Source organism: Bacillus sp. 103mf (assembly GCF_900116295.1).
Lineage (GTDB): Bacteria > Bacillota > Bacilli > Bacillales > Bacillaceae_G > Bacillus_A > Bacillus_A bruguierae.
The window spans coordinates 208,416-228,577 of sequence record NZ_FPAF01000004.1; the positions used below are offsets into that span (position 1 = coordinate 208,416).

20 protein-coding genes and 1 pseudogene are annotated in these 20,162 nt (G+C 34.4%); 14 read left to right on the top strand and 7 right to left on the bottom strand.

The features are described from left to right. Positions 1-16 precede the first annotated feature (16 nt). Both BM350_RS13030 and BM350_RS26935 read left to right on the top strand, forming a co-directional pair. Positions 17-1,588: a SagB family peptide dehydrogenase gene (locus BM350_RS13030; RefSeq protein ID WP_090914671.1), complete on the top strand. Its 1,572-nt coding sequence runs from the start codon at positions 17-19 to the stop codon at positions 1,586-1,588. Between the two features lie 225 nt (positions 1,589-1,813). Further along, a complete protein-coding gene (locus BM350_RS26935) occupies positions 1,814-1,957 on the top strand; it encodes a hypothetical protein (RefSeq protein ID WP_090914670.1) in 144 nt (47 codons plus the stop codon). A gap of 94 nt (positions 1,958-2,051) precedes the next feature. Here the strand turns inward: BM350_RS26935 and BM350_RS26235 are convergent, their stop codons facing one another. From BM350_RS26235 to BM350_RS26940, 3 genes are all read right to left on the bottom strand, one after another. After that, positions 2,052-2,267 carry a hypothetical protein gene (locus BM350_RS26235; RefSeq protein ID WP_139207632.1) on the bottom strand — a complete coding sequence of 72 codons (216 nt, stop codon included), beginning with the start codon at positions 2,265-2,267 and terminating at the stop codon, positions 2,052-2,054. 385 nt (positions 2,268-2,652) lie between these two features. Then, positions 2,653-2,976 (bottom strand): hypothetical protein, encoded by a 324-nt coding sequence (locus BM350_RS13040; RefSeq protein WP_090915015.1) that lies wholly within the window; start codon positions 2,974-2,976, stop codon positions 2,653-2,655. Positions 2,977-2,981: 5 nt separating this feature from the next. Next, a complete protein-coding gene (locus tag BM350_RS26940) occupies positions 2,982-3,134 on the bottom strand; it encodes a hypothetical protein (RefSeq protein WP_170857703.1) in 153 nt (50 codons plus the stop codon). A gap of 155 nt (positions 3,135-3,289) precedes the next feature. Between BM350_RS26940 and BM350_RS27865 the strand changes: the two genes are divergently transcribed. The 5 genes from BM350_RS27865 (at position 3,290) to BM350_RS13060 (ending at position 8,120) form a co-directional block, all read left to right on the top strand. After that, positions 3,290-3,415 carry a hypothetical protein gene (locus BM350_RS27865; protein WP_280141377.1) on the top strand — a complete coding sequence of 42 codons (126 nt, stop codon included), beginning with the start codon at positions 3,290-3,292 and terminating at the stop codon, positions 3,413-3,415. A gap of 268 nt (positions 3,416-3,683) precedes the next feature. Next, positions 3,684-4,520 carry an adenosylmethionine decarboxylase gene (speD, locus tag BM350_RS13045; RefSeq protein WP_090914669.1) on the top strand — a complete coding sequence of 279 codons (837 nt, stop codon included), beginning with the start codon at positions 3,684-3,686 and terminating at the stop codon, positions 4,518-4,520. Between the two features lie 169 nt (positions 4,521-4,689). Next, on the top strand, positions 4,690-5,694 hold the full coding sequence (locus BM350_RS13050) for a serine hydrolase domain-containing protein (protein WP_090914668.1): 1,005 nt from the start codon (positions 4,690-4,692) through the stop codon (positions 5,692-5,694). A 710-nt stretch (positions 5,695-6,404) separates the two neighbouring features. Beyond that, complete coding sequence (locus BM350_RS13055; RefSeq protein WP_090915013.1) at positions 6,405-7,223, top strand: DUF2785 domain-containing protein; 819 nt, start codon at positions 6,405-6,407, stop codon at positions 7,221-7,223. Positions 7,224-7,295: 72 nt separating this feature from the next. After that, positions 7,296-8,120 (top strand): hypothetical protein, encoded by an 825-nt coding sequence (locus BM350_RS13060; RefSeq protein ID WP_090914667.1) that lies wholly within the window; start codon positions 7,296-7,298, stop codon positions 8,118-8,120. Between the two features lie 235 nt (positions 8,121-8,355). Here BM350_RS13060 and BM350_RS13065 read toward each other — a convergent pair whose 3' ends face one another. Further along, positions 8,356-8,883, bottom strand: a complete 528-nt coding sequence (locus tag BM350_RS13065; RefSeq protein WP_090915010.1) for a hypothetical protein — start codon at positions 8,881-8,883, stop codon at positions 8,356-8,358. Positions 8,884-8,908: 25 nt separating this feature from the next. Then, positions 8,909-9,334, bottom strand: a complete 426-nt coding sequence (locus BM350_RS13070) for a DUF5065 family protein (protein WP_090914666.1) — start codon at positions 9,332-9,334, stop codon at positions 8,909-8,911. Positions 9,335-9,758: 424 nt separating this feature from the next. Between BM350_RS13070 and BM350_RS13075 the strand changes: the two genes are divergently transcribed. Next, positions 9,759-10,829: a CHAP domain-containing protein gene (locus tag BM350_RS13075; RefSeq protein WP_090914665.1), complete on the top strand. Its 1,071-nt coding sequence runs from the start codon at positions 9,759-9,761 to the stop codon at positions 10,827-10,829. Between the two features lie 166 nt (positions 10,830-10,995). Continuing rightward, entirely contained in the window at positions 10,996-11,883 is an 888-nt protein-coding gene (locus tag BM350_RS13080; RefSeq protein ID WP_090914664.1) for a YwqG family protein, read from the top strand. A gap of 196 nt (positions 11,884-12,079) precedes the next feature. On the opposite strand, the gene BM350_RS13085 is transcribed toward BM350_RS13080, so the two are convergent. Then, positions 12,080-12,763 carry an HAD family hydrolase gene (locus BM350_RS13085; RefSeq protein ID WP_090914663.1) on the bottom strand — a complete coding sequence of 228 codons (684 nt, stop codon included), beginning with the start codon at positions 12,761-12,763 and terminating at the stop codon, positions 12,080-12,082. 286 nt (positions 12,764-13,049) lie between these two features. Here BM350_RS13085 and BM350_RS13090 point away from each other — a divergent pair. From BM350_RS13090 to BM350_RS13115, 5 genes and pseudogenes are all read left to right on the top strand, one after another. After that, a pseudogene (locus tag BM350_RS13090) lies at positions 13,050-13,277 on the top strand (DinB family protein); the annotation flags it as partial. A 756-nt stretch (positions 13,278-14,033) separates the two neighbouring features. Then, entirely contained in the window at positions 14,034-14,921 is an 888-nt protein-coding gene (gene murQ / locus BM350_RS13100) for an N-acetylmuramic acid 6-phosphate etherase (protein ID WP_090914662.1), read from the top strand. Positions 14,922-14,940: 19 nt separating this feature from the next. Beyond that, positions 14,941-16,359 carry a PTS transporter subunit EIIC gene (locus BM350_RS13105; RefSeq protein WP_090914661.1) on the top strand — a complete coding sequence of 473 codons (1,419 nt, stop codon included), beginning with the start codon at positions 14,941-14,943 and terminating at the stop codon, positions 16,357-16,359. Positions 16,360-16,513: 154 nt separating this feature from the next. Further along, positions 16,514-17,353: a CBF family alpha/beta fold macrolide esterase gene (locus BM350_RS13110; RefSeq protein ID WP_090914660.1), complete on the top strand. Its 840-nt coding sequence runs from the start codon at positions 16,514-16,516 to the stop codon at positions 17,351-17,353. 47 nt (positions 17,354-17,400) lie between these two features. Then, positions 17,401-18,099, top strand: a complete 699-nt coding sequence (locus BM350_RS13115) for a hypothetical protein (RefSeq protein WP_090914659.1) — start codon at positions 17,401-17,403, stop codon at positions 18,097-18,099. 341 nt (positions 18,100-18,440) lie between these two features. Here the strand turns inward: BM350_RS13115 and BM350_RS13120 are convergent, their stop codons facing one another. After that, positions 18,441-19,487 carry a DUF2332 domain-containing protein gene (locus BM350_RS13120; RefSeq protein WP_090914658.1) on the bottom strand — a complete coding sequence of 349 codons (1,047 nt, stop codon included), beginning with the start codon at positions 19,485-19,487 and terminating at the stop codon, positions 18,441-18,443. Between the last annotated feature and the right edge of the window lie 675 nt (positions 19,488-20,162).

Sequence of the window (20,162 nt, forward strand, 5' to 3'; positions counted from 1 at the left end):
ATTAGGAGGGGGAAGGATGGGTTTAGAGACATTTTTGAACAATTTACATTTTCATACTGACGAAGCAACCTCTTCGACTTGGGAGGTGGATTGGGAAGATGGACCACTTTCATATAAACTTTATCGGGACTTACCAGGAATTCCGTTATCTTCAGAAGTAACATTAACACTTGAGAACCTCGAAGTATCAACAGAACCTAATCTTCGCGAAATCGGTCATTTTCTCTGGTACGTATTTGGGATTACTCAATTCTGTCAGTCAACCTTACCGACACCAGAAATAAATTTTATGCAGTCGTATCGAAGATTTGTTCCCTCGGGCGGAGGCTTATATCCAAATGAATTGTATATATATTTAAAGATGGAAAATGTGCCTACCGGAATTTACCACTATGATGTAGCGCACCACCGCTTAGTGTTATTAAGGGAAGGGCATTTTGATTCATATGTAGCCCAGACTCTTGGGAATAGCTGTGACACATCGGCTTGTTTTGGTGTTATTTTTGTATCGACAATGTTTTGGAAAAACTTCTTTAAATATCATAACTTTTCTTATCGTCTGCAAGGACTAGATGCAGGCGTATTAATAGGACAATTGCTAGAAGTAGCAAAACGATTCCACTATACATCAAGTGTGCATTTCCAATTTTTAGACCGTTCCATTAATCATTTACTCGGGTTATCCGAACAAGAGGAGAGTGTATATGCAGTTATCCCTCTATCAGTAAATTCTGGAACCCCGCAGTCTAATAATGAGAATGATGCTACGGATAAAGAAGTCTCTGCAACTCAATTATGCGAAGAATTACCAGTTATTCATCATAATCACTATGTCCGATCACGAAAGATTGCACAGTATCCGATGCTGATTCAAATGAATGAAGCATCTATGCTTGAATCTACACGATCGTTTCACAAAATCAAGAGTGAAACGAATAGAATGCGTGATGGTCAAGCGTTAGTTCTTCCCCGTATAAAGCGAATGTCGTACGACTTAACAGCCGCATGCCAAAATCGATTTTCACCGGAAATGGATTTTACTTTTAGGAAAATAAGTCAAGAACAATTGACTACGTTACTGCATGAGGCAACTGCTTCTTTCGCCTATCAAAACGATTTAGATACAAATCTTGAAGAACCCGCATCCCGTGTTTCCATATACGTATGTTTATTTGGCGTTGAAGGTATCCCAAACGGCGCTTATCATTATGACAATGATGCTCATGCATTACGACAAGTACATCTTGGAGATCATCGATTTTTACTGCAAAGCGGGATGACATTCCACAATGTGAATCTCTTCCAAGTACCACTTTGTCTGCATGTAGTAGGAGATAAAAATCATCTTAAAAGAGAACTTGGATATAGGGGATACCGAATTCAACAGATGGAAGCAGGCATACTTGTACAGAAATTATTGTTAGCAGCTTCTGCTCTTGGGCTAGGAGGACACCCGCTTCTTGGGTTTGATGTCAACTTGTGTGATGAGCTTTACAGGTTGGATTCAGAAGAAAAAACGAGTCTTATCCAAATTCCGATTGGTTTCCATCGTCAACGTCCTTGGTTGAAAGGGAGTTTGCATAGTTAACAACCATGTAATTTATATGGAAATGAGGTAGCTTGGATTCAATTGAATTCAAGCTTTTTTAATGTAATCTGATTGAAAATGAGTTGTTGTCAAAAACTAAGACTAATTTCATTTACCGTATTTTTACATTTGATAATATTAATTCACGTTTCATGGTTCCAATAGAGTAAAAAGAACAATATAGGGCATGACTACATTTAAAAAGATGTGAAGGAGATAACCAAAATGAAAAAACAACCTAATGATAATAAAAAACCAAACATTAAAAAATTAAACACAGAAGAAAATGCTATTTATAGCGATCCAAAAGATGCGAGTAATATGCAACCAATACCACAACCAAAAGATTATGATGAAATAGAGTATTAATACAGTAGAAAAAGGAACAGAAACGTTATTATTTCTGTTCTTTTTTTAAGTTACTGAGCAGCTAGTGATTATTCACTACATCCATTTTTTCGTGCTATTCCTTATTGGAAGGCGGAAAAGAAAGAAAGATTAATGAATCAATAAGTTCGACAGAAATGTTGAAATCATCATGAATGGTAATTTCTACACATGTAACTAATGGTAACGTAATAATAAGTACGTCACCATCAATGATAACTCCTGATGAACATGTATCGTAGTCACTTATAGACAGCTCTATGTTTATACCTGGAGAAATTAAAATTTCCAAACATATATTTATGCATTGTTCGAATACGTAAGCGATTGTAGACCTCTCCTTTCTACATATCCACAATTTATATGTAGATAGACGTTTAAATTCCATCTCTAAAAGTAACTCTCATACCATACTATTTAAAGATTTATCTTCTTGATTGGACAGGTTATCTATTTATAAAAAATAAATTTCTGTAGTAAAGGGTGGATCTGGAGAATTATATAAAAGCATTTTCTAGGGGCAATCGGGGACTACCACAATAATAAAATCGAGATTTCTATCCTTTTGTATCATTACTTTCATGAATATGAAAAGTCCGATATAACTTTAATGAAGTTACAATCGGACTTTTTATGTCAAAATTATCTTAATGTAATTGTTCATTAGCGAACGTTATTTAAAAATTTTCATACCTCATCCATCCACTTTCAGATCGTTCCGCTTTATATTTACCGTAAGACAGAAGCTTCATTGCTGAACGATTGGCTGCGTGAAAAACTAAGCTCAGCTTCCGTTCTTCGTCCATTTCACTCGGATAGGTCGTAGATTCATAAACATAATAAGCTGCCATAATACAGGGGACTACTTGTTCCGGTTCAAATTCATATGCAGTTGCATCATCGACAACGAAATCAATAAGACATCGGTTTTCATCTAACATTTCTTTTTGGAGTAACTTTTTTACCGGTTCCGGTACTAATTCTAATATTTTATTTCTCAGAACAGTCATTTTTTCGCTCTTTCAGCACGAAGAATTGCATCATTTGTTGGTGTGTTAGGTACAAAATTCCCATGACTATCAATGCTATGCGCTTCTTTATCATATTGTCCGTTAGCATTACGTTTCTTTATTGTAAACGGGTTTTGATTGTTTCCCATACTTATCACCTCCAATAAATAGTATGTGCAAATCAGAAACTATTTTGTCTAAAAGATATTTTACAAAAAGTGGAATAGGAATGACGATTTACCCTGTATGAAATAGTTCCTTTCGTAAAAAATAGGTACAAACCTTAACAAAAGGAGGGTAAATTATGACGAATCGAAATGATAATCGAGAACGTAAAAACAAATATCCTAACAATCAAAAAAACGATACTGAATTCTCCAAAGATGTAAATATTAGAAGCGAAGTAACAAAAAAAGATTTAAAAAAATAATGTTTTGAACCATTAAATACTGAAAAAGCTTGGATTCAATCAAATCCAAGCTTTTTCAAATGATAGAAATCCAACCATATTTCTCATAAAAAAGGATGAATTTCACTTACCGTATTTTGGTAATGAAAATTAAAACCAACCATTAAATCATATTTAATGGTTGGTAAGCAATCTTAAGACACATGTATTAAAAAATTGTAGGATGGAACTATATTTCATAAAGAGTTTGTCAATCATTATTGAATATAAAAAAGAGGGGGCATTCACCATGAAACTAACACCAGAGCAGCGAATTCAATTGCACGGATTTAATAATCTTACAAAATCATTAAGTTTTAATATGTATGATATTTGCTATACCAAAACAAGAGAAGAACGAGAAGCATACATAGAATACATAGATGAACAATATAATGCAGACAGATTAACAAAGATTTTAAAAAATGTATCTGATATTATAGGTGCACACGTATTAAATGTTGCGAAACAAGACTATGTTCCACAAGGAGCGAGCGTAACAATATTAGTTTCAGAAGGCCCGATTGTAGAAGTTCCAACTGAATCATTTAACGAATCACCCGGTCCTCTTCCTGGATCAGTCGTTATACAATTAGATAAGAGCCATATAACAGTTCATACGTATCCGGAATATCACCCAGATGAAGGAATCAGCACTTTTAGAGCAGACATCGATGTATCTACATGCGGCGAAATCTCGCCTCTTAAAGCACTAAATTATTTAATCCACTCATTTGATACGGATATTATGACCATTGATTACCGAGTTCGTGGCTTTACAAGAGATATAACAGGTAACAAATTATTTATTGACCACGAAATAAACTCCATCCAAAATTACATCCCAAAGAATGTAAAAAAAATGTATGACATGATTGATGTCAATGTATATCAAGAACATATTTTTCATACAAAATGCAAATTAAAAGAGTTTGACTTAAATAATTATTTGTTTGGATATACACAAGAAACATTGTCTGCAGACGAACAAGAAAAAATTACAAAGCAATTAAAATTGGAAATGGACGAAATATTTTATGGAAAGAATATGAATCATGGTTCTATTGAAGAAGGTTCAAATGAATAATAAATACACAACATCAGTTGGACATCGCAAGTACTAATGAGAATCTACTACTTACTAAAAACAGGGAGATAAAATTCCTGTTTTTTTATATGCTACATGTAAAGAAAGGTATTCTTCATTTTTTGTCGAAATTAAAATTTGTCATAGATCTGTTAAAGGAAGGTAAAAAATGAAAAAATACGAACAATTAATTTCATGGGTAGAAAATATAAAAGAACGAAACCACAGCTCTTCTGCTGCACTTTTTATTATGAAAGATAATGAAGTTGTATTGGAGCATTATAGTGGAACCCACTCTAATATAAAAAATAGTTCTCCTATTACTGCAACTTCACAGTTTAACGTTGCTTCTGCAAGAAAAAGTTATTTAGGACTTGCGATTGCCTACGCGCTTTATGAAGGAAAAATTAAGAGTTTAGACGATTATGCTGTGGATTACTTTGAAGAGTGTGACAAAACTTTACTTGGTAAGACAACCTTAAGGCACTTAGTCACTCATTCGCACGATCTCCATATGAGTGACAGCGGGATTACGTACCGGGAATTTGAACCTGGGGAAGAATGGGCTTATAGAGGTATTAATGTTGAAATGATGACGCAGCTAATTTATAAGTTATATAATAAAAGCTTTCCGGAATTACTGAAAGAACGAGTCTTTATACCTGCAGGTTTTACGGAAACAGCTTGGCAAACAACAGATCATGAAAATTTAGTAAAAGTAGTCATAAATCCAAATGAAGAAGCTGTAAGTAAGATAGGAGTATCAGATGACGGGACAGAATCGAATCTTTTTGTCTCCGCTAAAGAGTTTGCTTATTGGGGACACCTTCACTTAAATAAAGGGTATATGAATGGAAAACAAATTGTACCAGAAGAAGTTATTGAGATTGCAACACAAGTTCATTCTCCTTATTATAAAAATCCAAATTTACCACAAAACGGATTGTTTTGGTTTGTTCAGAATGCACCAGCACTGCAAAGCGAAATAGGAGAAAGAGTTCCAAAGGGATCTTATCAAATATTAGGTATAACAGGACCAACAATTTTAGTTATTCCTGAATATAATGTCGTTGTCGCAAAGATGTATAACAAAAGATATAACTATGGAGGAGACAATTATCTACAATATTTAAGAGAATTTAGCAATTTAGTGGCTGATATGTTTGCTTATTAAATCTTTTATTCATGCAAAGTAAAAGTATCTGAATTAGGGCATAATTACCTTTTTAAAAAAGGGCATTCTTATAAATAGCAACAAATACATTGTTTGATATGGTATGTACATAAATCATTAGAAGATACATTATGTTAGCACAGCTTTACTGCAATCAAATCGAATATTTTTAATCAACAAAAAGACACTTCATTGGTAAGTGTCTTTTTGTTAATTAAAAACGATAAAGTCAAAGGTAGTACACCATATTCATTTTTATCTTCATATCCGTATCTCACGGAGCATTGTGGTTATAATAAACATCGTTAGACGATTATTGAAAAGAATTGAAATAAGAACAGAGAGGGAAGGATGGTATGAAACATTCATCTGTTAATCCATGGCTTGTTGCCCTTGGTACATCTGTCTCTTCATATGGCACGGGCAGTCTAATTATGTAGAACACAACATGTTCTACACTCGCTTACTCCCTTTGTTTTAAACCTCGCATGCGGCAGAAAAACTCCCTGACTGCTTCTACGCACGACCAGATGCTCTTGCCCCACTAAAAAAAGGGTTTTATGTCATTTTTTAAATTTGTACATATATATAGTTAGTGCAATTCTTATATATTTCTATAAAATTTATAAATAGAGGATGGCATATAAAGAGAAATATAAGGTAATATAAAAACTATGGCATAAAAACTTTAAGAGAGGAGAGAAAATATGATGATGGATCAACATGAGTTGAAACAAGAACTGCAACAAATCAAAAATAACAATTATGCCGTCCCAGAAGATGTGGACGCATATCCATATGCACAATGGATGCTGGATTATATCGGGTCACCCGATGCCGAGCTGCGTGATGAATTGATTTACAGTACGCTCGAACGATGGATTACAGGTGAAGTGTTTAGACAAAAAGAGTTACGCGGGCTACTGCTGCAGGCACTTAGTCCTGATTATTTGTTTTATAAAATCGGCGAGAAGGAAACAGACTCTGTTTTTAAACGTGCTTTCTCAATTCTAATCCCACCGCTTATTTTATCTGTTCATGAAAAAGAACCGTTCTTATCTGAAGAACAGCTCTACAGCGTGGCAGAACAAGTTCTTGAATATGTGTATCTTGAGCAAGATGTAAGGGGCTATGTAGATGGAAAAGGATGGGCTCATTCTACTGCACATGCCGCAGATGCGCTAGATGCTTTAGCACGTACGATACGAAGTCGCGAATTTTCACATGCAATCCTTACTGCTGTTCGTCATAAGGTTCGTCTGCACGATTACGTATACATAAACTTTGAAGATGAGAGATTAGTGACGGCGGTAATCTCTTTATGGAACCAAAATATATTAGCCCAAGAAGAATGGAACAATTGGCTTTATAGCTTTACAATCATTGAAGAAGCTTCAGCTTCTCGAAATGATATTTTAATACAAAACATGAGAACCTTCTTAAGAAGCTTGTATTTCCGAGCTTTAGAACAAGAGGGAAACTCTGCGTTTACAATTGCTACATTGGAGACTTTAAAAAAATTGCGTTAGTTTTAAAAGTCACTTTATTATTAAATTCATCATGTTATTTTTCACAAAATTAATAAACTCGAGGTAAAAGAAATGAAAAAAATTTCAGCATTCATGTGTGTTTCCCTACTCTTACTAGGAGCATGTGACAAAAAAGAAACTACTGAACCTAAGAAACAAACAGAAAAACAACAAGAATCCCGTACAGCGAAACAAACGGAAAAACAACAAGAGTCTCATGCATTGAAACAAAAAGATGTGTTTGCAGCCACTCGAACAGCGTTAACAGCAAAGACAAAAATGAATATATTCTTACCAACAAAAATCCCTCTGTCTAATGAAAAAAAGGTTTTATCTGCATACACAGAAGGACAAGATAAAGGTTACACTGTTACATTTTTTGAAAGTAACAGTCCATTACCTGTTGATTCTGCTGCACTTTCGGATTCTAATCAAGCTAAGCAAATCGCAAAACTATCTGTCAAAAAGTATGAGACAAAAGAAGAAGCCGGTAAAAGTTTATGTTCAACATTTAAATTAAATCCTGATTACGAAAAAGATGTCCCGAGCAAGGATGATCCTAGTGCAATAGATTTAGGGAATGGAATTAAAGGTTTTACTGAGGGAGCAGCAGGAACAATGTATTTGAATTTTGTTAAGGATCATTGGGCAATTTTTGTAAAAAGTCCATCGACAAATAAAGATGACAATATATCTGTAGCAAAATCCATAGTGAACCAATTAGAGAAAGAGCCACTACCAACTCCAAACTCTTACGCAGTTATAGAAGTGGATAACAGACTGAAACAAAATCGTGTATATTGGCAAAATGGAGATACTTTATATGGGATAGAAACAAGTGGCTCTATCCAAGATGCATTAACTATTGCCGCTCACTTTGAGTCTACGTCTAAGTGATTAAAAAGAAATACAAATTGTTTATCAAAAAAGAGTCTTAATCATTAAGACTCTTTTTTGAATGTTCAGCATAGCAGTGTAAACAAAATAATCTCCATGTAGGCTCAGTGTCAGATTTGAGTGGAAATAAATGTATGTAGCATTTAAAAATGATAAATGTGTTTATTGTAAATAAAATAAAGCTTGTGACCCGAAATTACATGTATCTCGGTCGAACCCCATTTCATGCCTTCACCTATAATTTTTGTTTATATGATAAAAAAAATTTGCCACTAAAATCTTCACCAGTTATTTTTACTTGATACATATCATCTTGGGGGATTTGAATGCTTTTTTCTTTCTGGTCATGATTTAACTGTAAAACAATACTCCCATGAGAATCGATAATATATGCTGTTAAAATGCCTCTCTGGGTTTCTTCATTTAAGGAGAATAACCAATTTTCATCTTTTTTTACTTTCATAAATTGGCCTATTTCACCTATGAAGCTCTCACATCGTCTAATTCCTAAGCTATTCTCTTCAGTTTTAATTTTACCTCTATCTATTGTTCCTGTTCTATAAAATCCCCTATTTTCTGCTTCCCGTGCCATTTCGTCTTTTCTTTTACCTAATTCTATTAATTCTTTACCTTCAGGCGTATTTAAAGATGGATCATCGATTGCAGCACCAGTATTCTCTGTTTCTTTAGAACTAGCTGTGTTATGGCTACAAGATACACAAAAAAGGGTGAAAGTAATAAATGTAATTACACTTTTTTTCATTCGAACTCCCATTTCTTTCTTCCATTCAACTGCTTTTCTTTAATTCAATTGGTTCAGTATAAAAAACGCCTGTTTTTCCATCAGCATGTTTTGTTTCCACCTTCAAACGATACATACCAGGGGATACAATTTGTCCACCCCAACCAGTCCAAATATCAAAATCTTCATATGTGTTGGCAGGTAATTCCGAATGGAATCCATCTGCATCATAATATTCCCATTTATCTTTGACTAATTTTTCAATACTTACTTGATACCATACGCTATATGGATTATCATTTGTAGCTTTTAATAAAAAACTTTGCCCTTGATAATATGAATTTGCTGTAGAAACAACAGTGAAATTATCTTGTGTAGCTGCTGAAACTTGTTTTGTTGGCGTAGTCATTTCTATAGCTGTAAAACTTCCGAATGTTAATGCTCCGATAAGTACTAATTTACCTAATTTCATTTTGTGTTGTCCTCCATTATAAAATGATTTTTTAAATACTTGTTAAGTATAAAATAACCTAAAGGTAAACAGTTCCAATTCTTGTATTGTTTTGTTTTTTGTCTAGAAAAAGTAAGATTTATTTTTATTACAGGTGGTAGTAATACAAAAAAGAAACCCATAATGGATTTCTTTTTACATTTTCATTGGGTTTATTGGGGTACCGTCAGGAAAATGAGGATTTACAACGCTAAGCTCATTTTCAAGACGATTCCCCAATTTATAACTAGGTTTTATTTCTCCCTCTAGATGGCCATTAAAGTGCTATTAGCCAAAACAAAAATGGATGTTATGTTAAAATTAATGTGAGATTGTGAAAATTTGTACTTAAACCAAAGGTCAAGTTTGATCAAGAAATAAAGTGGAATAGGAAGTGGGATAAGCTGTGAAAAGTTCAAGAAACAGGCTTGAAAGTATTCGTGTACTTGTTAATAAAATACTTGATTTGGACAGCTTTGTTAACAGACAAGAAGCTCATGCTCAACTTAATGGAGTATCATCTTTCGCTTCGATGCTTGCAATGAAGAGAGGATTAGAAACAGAAATTGCGGCTATCACAGGTTTGCTTCACAACTATTATTTCTATAAAACTGGTATCAGTTATTTTCCCGGTATTAATAGTGCTGAAACCGTTAGACCTATCATAAGAGATTTAAATATTTTTTCTAAGGATGAACAACTTACCATTCTTCGGGCAATATTCTACCAGAATCAGCGTGGGAAAGTCCACGGTCCATACGATGAATTAATCAAAGATGCTATTATGCTCAATAATTTCTTTCAGAGCTTGGATTACACCGTATCTCATATGGATGTTCAAAGATTTCATAATATATTTGGTGAATTATCCATTCCAAAGGACCAACTTGAAGAAGTAGTTCCAACCAATCATAATGAAAAGATTGCAAAAAACGGAAAAGATAAACGAAGCTTGTTGGCCGATATTTCAGAAGAACTAGCAAGTCAAAACATTATTGGTATTCCGGAAGATAAACTGTATACGGAAATTTGCCATTATTGGCCTGATCCAGATATATATAAAGTACTCCAAGGGAATTGGTGTGCAGCATTCGTATACCATTGCTGTATGCAGGCAGGAATTTTGCTGCCGATACGTTATCCAAACGGTAATTATCGACTAGCTGGTGTAGGTGCTATATTTGAGTGGGCTCTACTGCCCGAAACTGGATTTTTTAATTATGATGACCAGAACTTTAGACCACAACGCGGCGATATAGTTATTTATGAAAAACTTTTATCAAATAATTCTCACGACCATATTGGAATTGTCCTTGATTGCGAAGACCAAGAAATTCTTGTCGCAGAAGGGAACAAAGATAATGAAAATTATTCAAGCGTATTTCGTAGGTGTAGGGAACGCAACATTCTAGGCTATATTCGAATCGACAATGAATACGAATTTCATTTCGATGGTGACTATAATCCTATCATTTAAATACTGTGTACCAATAGTTTATTAATATTTAAGGTTGATATGATTGGAAGAAAAATTGCTTATTGAAGTGAATTTTATCAAGTACCTGATGATGGAGGACTATATGAAATGATAGAATATGTTGTAGATACACTGATTTAGATGAGAGAATGGGGAGAGGGTTAGCGTGCAATTACAAGAACAAAATCGAATTAAGCTGAAGCAACAATTGGAGGATAATGGTTTTGAACATGCGATAAACTATTTGATGGAGACATCGCGGCAAGGGGTGCGTTGTGCAAAAGCGGGAGAGACAGATTACACAAAGCTGGGGCGTTCTCGTGTTGGTGGCGATCCAGATTTGCCTCCACAATTTGCATGGCCGCTTACAACGGCTGGGACACCAATGACCTTCTTAGTTCAATTGAATATGTGTGATGTGGCGAAGCACGATGATAATGCATTATTACCAAAGACAGGGATGCTGTCTTTTTTTCTCGGAATCGATGAGCCAGCTTACAATATTGAACATCGAGTTATATGGTTTGATGAAACAGAGGTACTATCGGCTGTTCGCCGTGAACCGCCAAGTAAGACTGCGTTAGAAGATACTTATGTTGGCTATGACCTGGAAGCGCGCTCATCACTGGAGCCTCCAAGCTACGCTTACATTGATAATGAGCAGATAGAGAGTAATAACGTCACCTTAGACGATTATGATGATTTACTTTATGAGATTCGAGACGTAGAAGATGACGATATTATTCAACTGTTTGGTTATCCGATAGGACAGCATGATGATTCGGAATATGAAGCAGCGTTGATGTTGCTGACTGGTGAAGAATACGAGTATAATGAGGATAAGGCATTGGAGAAGATCGCGGCACATTTCGGTGGTGATAAGACGAAGGCGAAGCAGGAAGTCGCGGATATGCAGATGTTGTTGGAGCTGGAAACAGATGATGACGTTGGCTTCTGTTGGTGGGACGCAGGAGTACTACACTTCTTTATTCGTAAGGAAGATTTGGTTGCTGGACGATTTGACCGTACCTATTGTTCTCTTTATTCCAGTTAAATTAAGTAATAGGAATACTTATAACCTTCCTTTCTGAATATTGTAAGATATAACAAAAAAATAAAACATTAATATATGATGACATACCCCCGTCCTATTTTGGATGGGGGGGAAAATAAAGTAGTTAAATTTTTTTAAGGATGCTCTAGCAATATAGTCATTTTAATATTTTAATTTTCTTCAATAATCGCGCCCGTTAACGAAATAACGAAAATGCTGAATATGTAAAATAACTTAATAATCTATCAAAAGAATTGATCTCGGCATATGGTTTTATTTCGGTATCATTCTTGATCATATAAGGATTGAACCATATGCCCTTTATATTTGCATTTTGACAACCACCAATATCCTTTTCTATGTCATCTCCAACGAATAATGCTGCTTCCGGTTGCACATTAAGCTTATTTAATGCTAATTCAAATATACGTTTGTCAGGTTTACTAAATCCCACTTCTTCAGAAATAATTATTATATCAAAACAACTATTTAAATTAGTGTTAATTATTTTAGCCTTTTGTCTCTGAGTTGAACCATTTGTTATAATTGCAACTTTAACATGCATCTTTATAGTATTTATGATATTTATAGTATTTTGGTTTATAGAAAAACAATGAGGAAAATTATTATTCCAAAAATCTTGAATGTAATTGCGTGGCAATCTATATTTTGGTGGAAATTCATCAAAAAATGATTCCAAAACTTTTACTTTGTCACTGTAGCCATAGCTTCTTTTATCATATTCCTTGAATTTCTGCAACATTTCGTTTTTTACTGAATGTTGTTTAACATCCCCATAACACTTCTCTAAAATAATTGAAAACAATTTATCTACTGCCTTATCCCTATCAAGTAAGGTATCATCTAAATCAAATATCATTGCTTTATAACCACTCAAACAACTTCACAGCCTTTCTCACATTATATAAATAATCCCTACCAGTTACGGAATGTACGTAAGATGGTATTAGACATCAACCTACAAGGTGTCACACTGCGTCCCTCACGGTTATAAAAAAACCTGATTCTTCTGCTTGGCGTAGAAAAATCAGGGGTTTAACTTCCCAAAAACGTCTTAGTGTATAATCGCGGTTTGTCGGCAGTCCCCCTATATAACTTATCTACTTAATAGTCTAAATTCCCTATGACTACCAAAAACTCCTTCATTGGTGTATTTTTTATCTGGTTTATCCGATGGATGGGTGCAATGCAATGAAGGAGAAGGGACTTGGAATGTCTCAGAAGTGATTGAGCACCTTATTGAGGGAGAGGAAAATAATTGGATCCTAAGGTTAGAATTTACTCTTCAAGAAGGTGAAAATAAACCTTTTCCTCCTTTTGATCGTTATTCCCACTTACATAATAGGTCTCAAGGATCTATTGAACAAAAATTGTGTCCTTACTCTAAAAAAAGGATACTTTTTTTACATTTGAACAAAAAATCTTACAGGTGCATAAAAAACCGACACTTCAGATTAGCCTGTAATGAATTTTAATGTTAATAATAATGCTGTTGGTATCAGAACATCCAAATCATCTTATAGGGCCGATATAAGCAGTCAAATGAAATTAATGCATTTTTATGACCTAGTTTTACACGTATCAATTATTCTAGTTGTTTTATTTTCTCTTATAAGACCCGACCTAAAAAAGAAAATCGTACGTTATTAGATGTCTATTAAAATGTATTATTTTTCATTCCTACTTGTTTCATTGCTTCTACTGCTCTTACACTGTTTCTATTCTTGATATACGGATATAAACCTATTATCGATCTCAATTTTCTTTCGATCGAAATTCAGTCCCTTAAAAAATCACTATTCTCCCATTTCTTCTAAAACGATGAGAGGATAGTGATTTTGAAACTTCTTCACCTGTTCAATTGAAATTTCCCGTTACTTATTACGGATTCATCGTGATTTCAATTGCTGAAGCTCTATCATTCCAATCCGCAGCCATATTAGCAGTTTTACCATACCACTCATAATGTCTAAACATGACTCCTTGGCCATATCCCTGAGATGAGGTATGCTCCCACTTGCAAGAAATAATAATTTAAGACTCTTTTTTGAGCGTTTAGCATAGCAATATAAAATAAATAGTATCCATGGAGAAGATGAAACATTTTGAAATAAATGAGGGTGATGAATATGTTAGAAAATTTAATAACCGAAACACGCAATAAAAAAACAATGAATTTAGACGAAATGTCAACAATTGATCTTTTAACAATCATGAATGAAGAAGATGCAAAAGTCGCAGAAGCAGTGAAACAAGAGCTTCCGCAAATTGCCAAGGCTGTTGAAGCGATTGTTGCAACAAAAAGAAAAGGTGGCCGCTTAATATATATAGGAGCTGGAACTAGCGGACGTATTGGTTTGTTAGATGCGGTTGAATGTCCTCCAACATTCGGAACAGATTCAGAAGAAGTAATCGGGTTAATTGCTGGCGGTGAAAAAGCCTTCATTAAAGCAGTAGAAGGTGCAGAAGACAGTAAAGAATTAGGTATTCAAGACTTAAAAAATATTAATTTAACAAACAAAGACATTGTAGTAGGAATTGCAGCAAGCGGCCGAACTCCATACGTTATCGGAGGATTAGAATATGCAAATTCAATTGGTACACAAACAGTCGCAGTATGCTGTAACAAAGACTCAGCAGTAGGAAAAGTCGCAACCATCGCCATTGAAGTAGTAAACGGACCAGAAGTATTAACTGGTTCAACTCGCTTAAAATCAGGTACATCACAAAAATTAATTTGCAATATGCTCTCAACAGCCTCTATGGTGGGAATCGGGAAAGTGTACGGGAATTTAATGGTTGATGTTCAACTAACAAATGAAAAGTTAGTAGAGCGCGCAAAGCATATCGTGATGGAAGCAACATCTTGCGATTATAAAACAGCTGAAACCTACTTAGTAAAAGCAGATAATAAGCCCAAAATTGCGATTGTAATGATTCTGACAGGACTTTCAAAAGAAGAAGCAATGAAGAAATTAGCAGAAACACAAGGATTTGTTAGACAAGCAGTAAAATAACCGAAAAGAGGGTGACATGATGAACAAATATCATAACATGGCATCTCAAATTTTAGATGCGGTTGGTGGTAGTGACAATGTTTTAGCATATACAAACTGTATGACACGTCTTCGCGTTACACCTGTAGATCGTAATTTAATTAATGAAGAAGTATTGAAAAAGATTGATGGGGTTCTTGGTATTGTTGATGATGAAACATACCAAATCATTCTTGGACCAGGTGTTGTAACGAAAGTAGCAGAACAGTTCGGTACTGCATTAGCAGAGAGAAAAGGTGGTTCTTCAAAAGTTTCTTCTGCAGAAAAACTACAAGCAAAAGGTGCAGAAATCAAGGCAGAATTAAAGAAAAAGAATCATACACCTTTTAAAAAATTTTTAAGAAAAATTGGAAGCGTTTTTATTCCTCTTATACCAGCATTCGTTGGAGCGGGGTTAATTGCAGGTATTGCTTCTATTCTATTAAATAATATTACTGCTGGAAATTTAGATAAAGAAACTTGGGGACAATACGTAACAGTTTTAAATGTGATTAAAAATGCATTATTTAGTTATTTAGTAATTTATGTTGGCATTAATGCGGCAAAAGAATTCGATGCAACACCAGCACTTGGAGGGGTAATCGGTGGTATTACCCTTTTAACTGGTATGACGCCAGAAAATCCAATTTTTAATATCTTTACCAGTCAGCCGTTATCACCAGGACAAGGTGGAGTTATTGGTGTATTATTGGCTGTTTGGATCTTAGCATTTGTAGAAAAGAAATTACGTACAGTGATTCCCGATGCAATTGATATTATCGTGACACCTACAATCGCATTATTAATAGTAGGGCTTGTAACGATTTTCTTACTCATGCCATTAGCAGGTTTCGTTTCAGATAACTTAATCGGCGCTATCAGTTGGGTATTATTACGCGGTGGTGCATTTGCTGGATTTGTACTTGGCGCAACATTCTTATCACTTGTTATGTTAGGATTACATCAAATATTAATACCAATTCATATTGAAATGATCAATACAACGGGTATGACACAATTACTTCCTATTCTTTCGATGGCAGGAGCTGGGCAAGTTGGAGCATCAATGGCATTATGGATTCGCTGTCGTAAAAATAAATCTTTAACAAATGTAATCAAAGGTGCACTCCCAGTAGGAATTCTTGGCATTGGAGAACCATTAATTTACGGTGTTACATTACCATTAGGCTATCCTTTTATCACCGCATGTATCGGTGGAGGTATTGGAGGAGCAGTTATCGGATTACTTGGTAACGTTGGTGCAATTGCTATCGGACCATCTGGTCTGGCATTAATTCCTTTAATTGCTGGCGGAGTATGGTGGAAATACGTCATTGGATTATTTGCAGGATACGTCGGTGGGTTTATCGTAACCTATTTCTTTGGTGTACCAAAGGAAGCGATGATAGAACAAGAATAATATATCTTAAAAGTACGATTAACTTTTTGGTCAATCATTGGGCTCTACTATCATTCATCTACAGCAAAAAAAACTGCCACTTATGAAATATACATGACCTAATATGTGCTGATATCTTATAATAATAGGAAGTTAATGTTAAAGGAGGAGAAACATGGGGGAACAAATATTGAAAATAAATAAAGTAGAGATTTGTGCAGAAAGTTTTGGAAATCCTAAGGACCCTGCTGTACTTTTAATCATGGGGGCTATGTCTTCATTAGATTGGTGGGATGAGGAATTCTGTCTCCGTATCGCTGATCAAGGAAGATTTGTCATTCGATACGATCATCGTGATTTGGGACGATCGACTACTTATGAACCTGGTACTTCCAACTACACAATATTAGACATGGCTGCCGATGCAATTGGAGTCCTGGATGCTTATTCTATAAAGCAGGCTCATATCGTTGGAATGTCCTTAGGTGGTTTGATTGGCCAAATTCTTGCCCTAAGATATCCAAAGCGTATATTTACGCTTACTTTAATTGCATCAAGTGTGTTCGGGACTGAGATGGAAAAACTACCTCCAATGGATCAGAACATACTAAATTACCATGCAAAGAGTACTTCCATAGACTGGTCAAATCAAGAGGCGGCTATTTCCTATCTTGCGGGTTTATGGAAAACTTTAGCCGGTTCCAAACCTTATGAGAGGGAAAGAATATATAAATTGGCGAAAAGGGAGGTAACTCGTGCCAAACAGCTTCCAAGCAGATTTAATCATGCCATGCTGCAAGGCGGAGGTGATTATTATAATAGGATGGGAGAAATCAGCATACCAGCACTCATTATTCATGGAACAGAAGATCCAGCTTTGCCATACGAACATGGACTTGCTCTTGCGAAAGCCATTCCCCATGCTGAATTAGTGACTCTTGATGGATCAGGGCATGAGATTCATAGTGAAGACTGGGAACAAATGATAGAATCAATTGTAAAACTTAGTTCCTAATAAAAAGAAGTAGTTGATTATTTTAATAATAGAAAGGTACTAAAATTATGGAGAAAAACATTCTATCTGATACAGTAAATGACATGATATTATCTGGTAAGAAAGTTGATACAATTAAAGATAAAGAGGAAATAAAAAGAGTATTTGCCAATGAAGGAATACCTTTTTTTGATAAAGTAATTGATTTTCAAGTATCATTTGGTGGTATTTGGTATAAAATTGGTAAAAAATTTTATGAAGGTTTCCAAATGGATATGTTTTACTTCAATACATTTGAAGAAAAATATGAACTTAGATATTTTAGAAAAGAAAACGGAAAATACTTTTTTCAATGTATGGAATATCATTATGCAGGAGATTTTGGACCTTGTATTGATGAGGATGGGAAAATATATCATTTCTGCATGGGGAGTTTTTTCATTAGTGCTGACAATATAGAAGAATTTTTAGAAGATGAAGCAATTAAATATTATATGGTTAATAAGCATCCAAATTGGCTAACACGTGGTGCTGAAAAAAGCGAAATTGATGAGTTTGAAAAAACGAAAGCTTTGAATAAAATTAAGAGAGAATCATTTTCAGGTAAATACTTTGAGTGGTGGTGCAATACCGAAGAAACAATTTTTATAAGAATTGATTTAGTAAGTAAACATAACCGTGCAGAAGTATATTGTAAAAACCAAAAGGTATTAGAGCAATTGTATAAGTCGAACATACCAGCATGTGTTTTTCCACCTAATAACTGAAAATAAATATTAATATTGTGCCAAAGTAGTTTGTTTTATTAATTATATATTAAAATTTCACTTCACAATCATCATATTTGTAGCTAATTATCAACATTAGTTTAAAACAAAGCCATAAACGAAAAACTAAAAAGACATCTGCTGATTCTCGGTGGATGCCTTTTTAGTATTGAGGTCTCGCCACATGTCCATCAAGCTAATCTTGTTGTCTACATACTTGATATTTTGTTTATTTGTTTTTAAACATAGAAATCGCCTATCAAATATATAGATAGGCGATTCTTGTTTTTCTAAGAACAAAATTAAATAACTTTATTATTTCTACACATTTACATCTAAATTTAGCACAAAGATTTATCCTCTAATCCCCAGCTAAACCAGCGTGCATGACCGTCTGTTTCTCCGATCGTTTCATTGTATTCTTTACCATTAATAAAATAATCAAGATGAAGATCTCTATCCCACATGTTATTGTAAAGATGGAAAACATCTCGCTTGGCACCAATTTCTTTAATCTGTTCTACTAGTTTATGCTTTATACCCTCTGGTATTTGATTCGCTACATGTGTATGGAAGACACAAATCACTGAATCCTCTGGAATTTGTTCTGCAATTTCAGAAAGAAGAGATACCCCATCTCCTTCTATAAGTTTCACTGATTGTTCTTTTAAACAAGCTGCTGCATGATCGAACATTTCAAGCCTTTCTTTATGCTCTGGCCAAATGAGCGAGCGTAACCATAAATAATCTTCCTCATCATTCAAATCATTTATATGTAAATCCAATCCAATTCTTTCTGTGACAGGAGGGCTTTGTTGTAAAAGAAATGGTTGATTTTCACCTTTTATTTCCGATTTTAATTGGACCTTAGAATTTATGTTACCATACACTTTCTCAGTTCCATACGAATAACAATATTGATCCCAAAATAATTGTAAACCAGCGCTTGTTCCGATTTCAATTAACGCTAAAGGTTTATTAACTTTATTAAACATATAGCAAAAACTCGGATATAAATACGTACATCTTCTTACTTCGTTTGTCTGTACTAACTTCGTTTTTAAAATAGCAATAATCTCTTCTCTATGAAGCTGGCAAAAACCTTTAAAATGGTGGAAAGCCTGGTCTAAATTTTTTTCTGGAGTTGAAATGAGGCTATCGTAGTATTGTTTTAATACATGGCTGTTTCCTTTCAATAATAAATAGTGAACGGCACCAAGTAATAAATTTGGAGTTGGCTGACCAAGTTGTGCATGTGACGCTAATGCAAGGAGTTCCTCATCTTCTGCAATTCTTAATGATAAATGTTCATATAAATCGCTCGACCCTTTACATTCTTTTTCTGAAAAGTTTCTAAATAAGTTGGAGATTTGTTCTGGTGTAAGCATTTATAATCCTCCTAGGTAATAATGTTAATATTCGGAATAATTTTAACATAAATCAATTTAAATGTGGTATAAATATCCTTTTTGATTCTATATAGCACCACAAATGAATTTTATAAAACTATCTCTACTTCAGTAGATTCTTTCAAAACTTTTTCGTTTGAAGTAGTAAAGAAAGACCTGTTTCAATGTCGTTTTATCATAAGGAATACTCTCAGGACAATTGATTCTAATAATCTTGTTTCAAAGAATGCGAATTTTGAAGGTAACTCGGGGAAAGCAGACATAGATGTAGAGGGTTTATTATATGAAGATAAATCGAAGAATAAAGCAATTGGCATAAAGGATGATGGGGAAAATAAGATTAAAGTACAAACAAGCTCAGGAGATTTGAAATTAAAATAGTTGATGATTCTGAGTTATTATCATATTTTAGCTGGAGTAATAGACGATACATAATAAATATACTCTCATTCTTATTCCGCTAACGGAGACTTTACTTTAAGAAGCCAAATAAAAAATGGCGGTTCCTCATACTACAGGAATTCGCCTTTTTTTATTTAAATTTGCTTAGCGTACAAGATTTCCGGAATGTTGCTGGTACCCCGAATTGAGAATGTGGGGTTAGATTTTATAAATTATAATGATAATCGTTAAATTAGATATTCCACCCATATT